The organism is Staphylococcus sp. EG-SA-2 (assembly GCF_017152085.1).
This window is the reverse complement of record NZ_JACYHC010000876.1, coordinates 1-1,080: the sequence shown is the minus strand read 5'-3', so window position 1 is coordinate 1,080 and position 1,080 is coordinate 1. Positions and strand designations below refer to the sequence as shown.

Genomic DNA, 1,080 nt, shown 5'->3' with positions numbered 1-1,080 from the left:
CGAATTGCTCCAATACATCTTCAGTTATTTTAACTTGGCAGAATCCATCATCCATAAGTTCGAAATGTTGTAAAACATAACCTTGAAACGGCAACATTTTTGGGTCCTTCTCCATCATTTTATTTAATAGCGCATTATGATCAATATCATGCCCAATTAACTTTCCAGCAATTTCCATAGTATGTTCTGAGGTATTGTTAAAAAGGAATCGCCCAGTATCACCGACGATACCAAGGTATAAAACACTCGCGATATCTTTATTAACAATTGCTTCATCATTAAAATGTGAGATTAAATCATAAATGATTTCACTTGTAGATGACGCGTTCGTATTAACTAAATTAATATCACCATACTGATCAACTGCAGGATGATGATCTATTTTAATAAGTTTACTACCTGTACTATATCGTTCATCGTCAATTCGTGGAGCATTGGCAGTATCACATACAATTACAAGCGCATCTTGATATGTTTTATCATCAATGTTATCCAACTCTCCAATAAAACTTAATGATGATTCCGCTTCACCCACTGCAAATACTTGCTTTTGCGGAAATTTCTGCTGAATATAGTATTTTAAACCAAGTTGTGAACCATATGCATCTGGATCTGGTCTAACATGTCTGTGTATAATAATTGTATCGTTGTCTTCGATACATTTCATAATTTCATTCAAAGTACTAATCATTTTCATACTCCCTTTTTTAGAAAAGTTGCTTAATTTAAGCATTAGTCTATATCAAAATATCTAAATTATAAAAATTGTTACTGCCATATTAAACTATTTGCCCGTTTTAATTATTTAGATATATATATTTCCATACTATTTAGTTCAGGGGCCCCAACACAGTGAAATTGGACCCCCAATTTCTACAGACGATGCAAGTTGGGGTGGGGCCCCAACACAAAGAATTTCGAAAAGAAATTCTACAAACAATGTAAGTTGGGCTCCAACGTTTGTGCGAAATCTATCTTATGCCTATTTTCTCTGCTAAGTTCCTATACTTCGTCAAACATTTGGCATATCACGAGAGCGCTCGCTACTTTGTCGTTTTGACTATGCATGTTCACTTCTAT

Annotated in this window: 2 protein-coding genes; both read right to left on the bottom strand. The window is 34.2% G+C overall.

What is annotated here, in order from left to right:
• Window positions 1–691, bottom strand: a 691-nt coding sequence (gene pde2 / locus IDG60_RS15575; protein ID WP_206160898.1) for a pApA hydrolase Pde2, incomplete at its 3' end; no start/stop codon positions are given.
• 311 nt (window positions 692–1,002) lie between these two features.
• Window positions 1,003–1,080, bottom strand: a 78-nt coding sequence (locus IDG60_RS22550) for a hypothetical protein (RefSeq protein ID WP_241013309.1), incomplete at its 5' end; no start/stop codon positions are given.